This is a genomic window from Mesorhizobium sp. M7A.F.Ca.CA.002.05.1.1 (assembly GCF_003998335.1).
GTDB lineage: Bacteria > Pseudomonadota > Alphaproteobacteria > Rhizobiales > Rhizobiaceae > Mesorhizobium.
Map to the genome: position 1 here is coordinate 1 of NZ_RZQI01000230.1, position 7,510 is coordinate 7,510.

Below are 7,510 nucleotides of genomic sequence, written 5' to 3' on the forward strand. Positions count from 1 at the left end.
CGTCAACCGCATGCCGATGCTGGCGACCGCCGGCATCCACACCTTCTTCAATGGTCCTGAGAGTTTTACGCCCGACGACCGCTACTATCTCGGCGAGGCGCCGGAACTGGCCGGCTACTGGATGGCGACCGGCTACAATTCGATCGGCATCGTCTCATCCGGAGGCGCCGGCATGGCGCTGGCGCAGTGGATCAACGATGGCGAAGCCCCCTTCGACCTGTGGGAAGTCGACATCCGCCGCGCACAGCCGTTCCAGAAGAACCGCCGCTACCTCAAGGAGCGCGTCTCCGAAACGCTCGGCCTGCTCTATGCCGACCATTTCCCCTACCGCCAGATGGCGACCTCGAGGAATGTCAGGCGTTCGCCGCTGCACGAGCATCTGAAGGCGCGCGGCGCCGTTTTCGGCGAAGTCGCCGGTTGGGAGCGCGCCAATTGGTTCGCACGCGAGGGCCAGGAGCGCGAATACCGCTATTCCTGGAAGCGCCAGAACTGGTTCGACAACCAGCGCGAAGAACACCTCGCGGTCAGGAATGGCGTCGGCCTGTTCGACATGACCTCGTTCGGCAAGATCCGTGTCGAGGGCCGCGACGCTCGGCACTTCCTGCAAAGACTATGCGCCAACGACATGGACGTCGCCCCGGGCAAGATCGTCTACACCCAGATGCTCAACCAGCGCGGCGGCATCGAGAGCGACCTGACGGTCTCGCGGCTGTCGGAAACGGCTTTCTTCCTCGTCGTCCCCGGCGCCACGCTGCAGCGCGACCTGGCTTGGTTGCGCAAGCACGTCGCCGACGAGTTCGTCGTCATCACCGACGTGACGGCGGCCGAAAGCGTGCTCTGCCTGATGGGCCCGGACGCGAGAAAGCTGATCCAGAAGGTCAGCCCCAACGATTTTTCCAATGATAAAAATCCGTTCGGCACGTTCCAGGAGATCGAGATCGGCATGGGCCTGGCCCGCGCGCATCGCGTCACCTATGTCGGCGAACTCGGCTGGGAACTCTATGTCTCGACCGACCAGGCGGCTCATGTCTTCGAGGCGATCGAGGAGGCAGGTGCGGATGTCGGCCTGAAACTCTGCGGCCTGCACACGCTGGATTCCTGCCGCATCGAAAAGGCCTTCAGGCATTTCGGCCACGACATCACCGATGAAGACAATGTGCTGGAAGCCGGCCTTGGCTTCGCGGTGAAGACCGCCAAGGGCGACTTCATCGGCCGCGAAGCCGTGCTGCGCAAGAAGGAAGCCGGCCTGTCACGCCGGCTCGTTCAGTTCCGTCTGAAGGATCCAGAGCCCCTGCTCTTCCACAACGAGGCGATCCTGCGCGACGGCAAGATCGTCGGCCCGATCACTTCAGGCAATTACGGCCATCATCTCGGCGGCGCCGTTGGGCTGGGCTATGTGCCTTGCAAGGGCGAGAGCGAGGCGGATGTGCTGGCCTCAACCTACGAGATCGAGATCGCCGGCGAGCGCTTTGCGGCGGAAGCGTCGCTGAAGCCGATGTATGATCCGAAGTCAGAACGGACAAGGATGTAGCACCCCTCTTCCTTCGCCCCGTTTACGGGGAGAAGGTGGCCCGAAGGGCCGGATGAGGGGCGGCGCCAACCTCTGCAATGTTCGTGCTGCCCCTCATCTGCCTGCAGGCATCTTCTCCCCGTGGAGCGGGGAGAAGGACGCCAATTCCCTCAAAACCGCTCCAACTTCGCCCGCACCTTCGCCAGAAACGCCGCCCGCGTTGCCGGCGTCGAGGCATCCATCAGATAGTGCGCCAGGAAAAACGTCCGGCAGCGCGTCGCGCACAGCGCCCGCATGCCGCGCAGCAGGGTCTTGCGTCCCGGCTGGCCGACGACGACGCTCCACCAGGTCGGCGCGCCGCAGGTTGTGATGACGCCGACCTTGGTCACATGCGTCATCAGCGACTTGATCCGTCCCTTGCCGGCCGGCAGCTTGAAGGCGACGTCCGTCGCCCACACCCGGTCGAGCCAGCCCTTCAGCATCGCTGGCAGCCCGTACCACCATGTCGGATAGACGAACAGGATCGCCTCGGCCCAGTTGAGCAGTTCGAAGTGCGGCTTCAGTGCCGGGTCCTGCGGCGCCTGGTCATTGTAGGAGCGCCGCTCATCGCAGCCCATCACCGGGTCGAATTTCTCCGCATAGAGGTCGAGCAGCCGCACCTCCCAGCCTCGTCGCGTCAGCACGTCCACGGCGGTGTCGCGGATGGCCGCGCAAAAGCTCTCGGGCACCGGATGGCAGTAAACCACCAGCGCGCGCATCAGAAGGCATCCATGCTGGCCGCGACCTTGGTCATGAAGGCCTTGCGCGTTTGGTCGGTAGACAGGTTCATCGCGTAGTACGCGAGATAGCTCACCGGCGCGCCCGGTTTTACGGTGGCGCGCAGCATGCGCTTGATCAGCTTGCGTGGCGGATCGCCCATCAGCATGGCGCGGAACCGGCTGCCGCCATAGGTGGTCACCGCTGCAACCTTGCGTATGTTGTGCAGAGACGGCTGCGCCTTGCCATCGACCAGTTTGAACGACACGCCGGGCAGGAAGACGCGATCGAAAAAGCCTTTCAGGATCGCTGGAAAGCCATAGTTCCAGACCGGATAGGAAAGCACCAGCGCATCGGCGCGCAGCAGGCGTTCGACATAAGGCGCGGCAGCGTCAGCGGCGCCGCGTTGGCTGTGGTAGTCCAGTCTTTCCTGGCGCGTCATCCGCGGATCGAAATCCTCCGCGTAGAGATCGCAGTCGTCCACCGCATGGCCCGCCGCTGTCAGCCGCTCTACGATCATGCGGTGCAGGCCGGCATTGAAGCTGGTCTCGACCGGATGGGCGTAAAGGACGAGGATGTTCATCGGAGGACATCCTGCAGGTCAGCGCGAGGCACCCCCCTCTGCCCTGCCGGGCATCTCCCCCTCAAGGGGGAAGATTGGCGGTTTCCGCGTTGCTGCCTATCTGCGACGTTGATGGTTAGCGAAAGCAGCGCGGCAGTCTGATCTCCCCCCTTGAGGGGGAGATGGCCGGCAGGCCAGAGGGGGGTGCAGCGCCACACGCTGGTCATCAGCTTGCCCTCTGCAGCCCCTTGAAAAGGAATGTCCGGCCCGACCGGTAGTCATAGTCCGGGTTCTCCCAGGCGATCATCTTGCCGGGGTTGAGCAGGCCTTGCGGATCGGTTTCGCGCTTGAAGGCAAGCTGCACCGCGTCGGTCTGCTTCATGCCGCCCTCTTCCAGCGTGTAGCGATGCGGGTTGAAGATCGGGCAGCCATTCGCTTCATGCAGACGCACGATCTCGTCGAGCCGCGCCTCGGTGGTGAACTTGACCAGCGGCAGGCCGAAGCAGGTGATGTTGCCGTCCAGCCGTACGAACTCCAGATGCGAGAACACCTCGCCGGGAAACATCGCATCCATCTTCTCGACCAGCGCCAGCTGGTTGGGAAAGGGATAGAGCGACTGCAGATAGGTAATCGAAGGATCGACGCGCAGCGCCCTCAGCGTGGTGTGGTTCCAGGCCAATTCATAGGCCGGCGGCAGGCCCTTTTTCTCGTCCGGCGTCGCCGTGGCCGCATTGTAGATCACCTCGCCACCGGCACGGCGGGTGAAGGCAAGGAAAGCGTCCAGCCCGTGCCGCGCCACCATGACGACGCAGATGCTTTGCCCTTCCCGGAGGAACTTCTGGTGCCGCTTGAAATAGAGTTGCGGCACGGGTGCGGCTATCGGCGTGATCAGCTTGGTCAGGATACCGTCCTGACATGCCAGCGCATTGCCATACCGGGCGACATCCATGAAAGCGTCGAAGCCAACGATGACATCGATCCATTCATAGGCCGCGGTCAGCGGCATCTCGACCTCCGATATGATGCCGTTGGTGCCATAGGCGTGGGTGACCTTGTGCAGATCCTCGCCGGTGAGTTCGAGCGCTTTCGGTTCGGCCTCCATCGTCACCACACGCAGGCGCAGCACATTGCCGAAATCGCGCAGGCCGCCGAAATTGATCGAACCGACGCCGCCCGAACCGCCGGCGATGAAGCCGCCGATCGAAGCGGTGTTGTAGGTGGACGGCGACAGCCGCAGTTCCTGCCCGGAATGCGCCCGCGTTGCCTTGTCGATATCGGCCAGGATGGCCCCCGGCCCGGTCACCACGCGACCTGGCGCGATCGACTTGATCTCGTTCATCTCGGCAAGGTTGAGCACGACGCCGCCGGAGAGCGGCATCGCCTGGCCGTAATTGCCGGTGCCGCTGCCGCGCGGCGTCACCGGCACGCCATGGCGGTGACAGGCGGCAAGCACGCGGATCAGTTCGGCCTCGTTCTTCGGCGTCACGATCAGGTCGCCGGTGACATGGTCCAACTGCTGCTTCAACACCGGGCTGTACCAGTAGAAATCGCGGCTCTTCTGCTGGACGATGGCCGGATTGTCGTCGACCTTCAGGCCTTCGAGATCGCGTTTGAGCGCCGAAACGTCCATTATCCCACCATCAGTTCGTCGAGTTCGGCATAGTCGGGCAATTGCCGGTCGATCGCCTTGCCGCCGCGCACCACGATGCGATCCGATTCGGGTCGCGAGAGCAATTCCGTCCAGCTTCGGCCTTTGAACAGGATGAAATCGGCATCGCCGCCGGCGGCAAGCGTGCCGAAGCCATCAAGCCGCATCACCTTGGCCGGCGTCGCGGTGACCGCTTGCGGCCAGTCGGCGACCGGATGGTCCAAATGCAGGATGCGCGTCGCCATGCGGTAGACCTCCAGCATGTCGAGATCGCCATAGGCGTAGAAGGGATCACGCGTGTTGTCGGAAGCGACTGCCACCGGAATGCCCCTCGCCTTCATCTCGTGCAGCAGCGTCACACCGCGCCAGCGCGGCGTGGTTTGGTCGCCGCGCCGGTCCTGCAGATAGAGATTGCACATCGGCAGCGAGACGACGGCGAGCCCGGCCTTCGCCACTTTGTCCAGCGTATCGAGCACATCGAGGTCCGGCTGGCGCGCGAGCGAGCAGCAATGGCCGACGAGGATCTTTCCTTCGAAACCGTTCCAGAGAGCGGCCTCGGCGATCTTCTTCAACGATATGGCGGAGATATCATCGGTCTCGTCGGCATGGAAATCGAGATCGAGGCCATGCTTGATCGCTTGCGCGAAGACATGGTCGAGCAGTTCTTCGAGGTCCGGCACCATATAGGTGACGACACCGAGCACGCCCTTTGCCGCGGCAACCCTTTTTGCCAGTCTGTCGAACCACTTTTTGTCGCGCACGCCTTCGATGCCGAGCAAACAGGCGCCCTGCAATTCGATACGGCCGCACCATGCCTCGCGCATCGTCTCGAACACTGGCCAGGAGATCTCCTCCTGCGGCGCGACGCTGTCGATGTGGGTGCGCAGCGCCCGGGTGCCATGGGCGTAGGCGCAGCGCAGTGAAAAATCCATCCGCCGCGCCAAATCCTCGGCGCTCCAGCGTGCCACGCGATCGGCTCCGGCGGCATTCAGCGCGCCCATGAAGGTGCCATCGGGATTTGGTTTCCGCGGCCAGATATGGCCTTTGTCGATATGCGTGTGGCAGTCGACGAAGCATGGGAGGATTATACGGCCGGCGAGGTCAATCGCATCGGCGGATCGGCCATGCGCGGTGATGCTGGAAATCTTCCCGTCGGCCACAGCGATGTCGGCAAGCCCGAAGCCGTCAGCATCGAAGGGCGCGGAAAGGCCTGGTGCCAGTGAGCGATGAAGGCGAACATTGGCGAGATGGTAAGAGCCGAAGGTTGGTATCAAGCGTTGCCCCCCTCTGTCCTGCCGGACATCTCCCCCTCAAGGGGGGAGATTGGCAGCGTCCGCGCCGGATCTTTTTTTTCAACGTTGGAGATTGGCGAAGGTCGTGACAACAGCCAATCTCCCCCCTTGAGGGGGAGATGTCCGGCAGGACAGAGGGGGGCGCTTCGCGCCAACCTTTCAGTCATCCTAGCGCTCCTGCTTCAGCGCGCTTTCGTGCCAGCGCCGCAAAATGAGATGCGAAATCAGCGACAGCACGAGGAAGATCAAAATGCCGGTCAGCGAGATCAGGAACAGCGCCGCGAACAGCCGCGGCGCGTTGAGCCGGTAGCCGGCCTCGATGATGCGCGAGGCAAGGCCGGACGACTGGCCGGTGGTGCCGGCGACGAACTCCGCCACCACCGCGCCGATCAGCGACAGGCCTCCGGCGATCTTCAGCCCACCGAGGAAATAGGGCATCGCGGCCGGCAGCCTGAGATAGCGCAGTTGCTGCCAGCGCGTCGCGCCGTTGAGCTTGAACATGTCGCGCAGATTGCGGTCGACGGAGTTGAGGCCAAGCGTGGTGTTGGACAGGATCGGAAAGAAGGCGACGATCCAGGCGCACAGCAGAAGCTTGGTCGTCTGGTCGTTCACATAGATGTTGATCAGCGGAAAGATCGCCACGATCGGCGTCACCTGCAGCACGATGGCGAAGGGGAAGAACGACATCTCCACCCATTTCGATTGTGCGAACAGCACCGCCAGCCCGACCCCGCCGATGACCGCCAGAGCCAGGCTGAGGAAGGTGATGCGCAAGGTCACCAGCAGCGAGGAAAACAGCAAGCCGGCATCGTTGTAGAGTGTCCACAGAACCACGCCCGGGCGTGGCAGGATGTATTGCGGAATCTCATTCCAGACGCAGATGCGATCCCACAGCCAGATCGCCAGGATCATGATCGCCAGCGGCAGCACCCATCGGCCGATCCGCTCGAACCGCGCCTGGCGCACGCGGCGCGCCTCCTCGGGGTCGAGTTCGAGCGCCCGCTCGTCAATGGCCGTCATGATGCGCGCCTGCTGTTGAATTGATGGCCTTGACCAGCACATCGGAAGCCTGACGGCACAGTGCCGCATAGTCGGGCGAGGTGCGAAACGCCTCATCGCGCGGATAGGAGGCCTCGATGGCAAGTTCGTCGAACACCCGGCCCGGCCGCGCCGCCATGACAACGACGCGGTTGGACAGGAACACGCTTTCAAAGACGCTGTGGGTGACGAAGACGACGGTGAAGCGTTCGTCCTGCCACAGTTCCAGGAGATCATTGTTGAGCTTGAAGCGGGTGATCTCGTCGAGTGCCGCGAACGGTTCGTCCATCAGCAGCACGCGCGGTTTGGTCACCATGGCGCGTGCGATCGAGACGCGCATCTTCATGCCGCCGGACAGTTCGCGCGGCACCGCGTCTTCGAAACCGGTCAGGTGAACCCGCGCCAGCATTTCCGTCACCGCAGGTGCCGCCTTGGCACGGGAAATACCTTTCAGCCGCAGCGGCAGCCAGACATTGTCGAAGATGTTGGCCCAGGGCAGCAGCGTCGGCTCCTGAAAGACGAAGCCGATGTTCGAGCGGTCAGCTGAGCCGCCGCCGCGCCAGTCGAGCACGCCGGAGGTCGGCGTCGACAGGCCGGCGATCAGCCGCAGCGCCGTCGACTTGCCGCAACCCGACGGCCCGAGCAGGCTGAGGAAATCGCCTTCCCTGATGGTCAGGTCGACATCGTTGAGCGCCGTCACGCCG

The 7,510-nt window shown here is 63.4% G+C and carries 7 protein-coding genes; 1 reads left to right on the forward strand and 6 read right to left on the reverse strand.

Annotated elements, in window-relative coordinates; genetic code table 11:
- A partial coding sequence (locus EN939_RS13995) for a GcvT family protein (protein ID WP_164750987.1) occupies positions 1-1,531 on the forward strand: 1,531 nt, incomplete at its 5' end.
- A gap of 149 nt (positions 1,532-1,680) precedes the next feature.
- Here EN939_RS13995 and EN939_RS14000 read toward each other — a convergent pair.
- From EN939_RS14000 to EN939_RS14025, 6 genes are all read right to left on the reverse strand, one after another.
- Complete coding sequence (locus EN939_RS14000) at positions 1,681-2,268, reverse strand: NAD(P)H-dependent oxidoreductase (protein ID WP_127268477.1); 588 nt, start codon at positions 2,266-2,268, stop codon at positions 1,681-1,683.
- Complete coding sequence (locus tag EN939_RS14005; protein ID WP_127268478.1) at positions 2,268-2,849, reverse strand: NAD(P)H-dependent oxidoreductase; 582 nt, start codon at positions 2,847-2,849, stop codon at positions 2,268-2,270. Before EN939_RS14005 ends, EN939_RS14000 begins: the two co-directional genes overlap by 1 nt.
- Before the next feature lie 205 nt (positions 2,850-3,054).
- Positions 3,055-4,458 carry an FAD-binding oxidoreductase gene (locus EN939_RS14010; RefSeq protein WP_127268479.1) on the reverse strand — a complete coding sequence of 468 codons (1,404 nt, stop codon included), beginning with the start codon at positions 4,456-4,458 and terminating at the stop codon, positions 3,055-3,057.
- Positions 4,458-5,750, reverse strand: coding sequence for a cytosine deaminase (locus EN939_RS14015; RefSeq protein WP_127268480.1), 1,293 nt, complete (start codon positions 5,748-5,750; stop codon positions 4,458-4,460). The genes EN939_RS14010 and EN939_RS14015 overlap by 1 nt, the downstream gene beginning before the upstream one ends.
- A 186-nt stretch (positions 5,751-5,936) precedes the next feature.
- Positions 5,937-6,788 carry an ABC transporter permease gene (locus EN939_RS14020; protein ID WP_127268481.1) on the reverse strand — a complete coding sequence of 284 codons (852 nt, stop codon included), beginning with the start codon at positions 6,786-6,788 and terminating at the stop codon, positions 5,937-5,939.
- The coding region (locus tag EN939_RS14025) for an ABC transporter ATP-binding protein (protein ID WP_164750988.1) at positions 6,775-7,510 on the reverse strand (736 nt) is incomplete at its 5' end. The genes EN939_RS14020 and EN939_RS14025, both read right to left, overlap by 14 nt.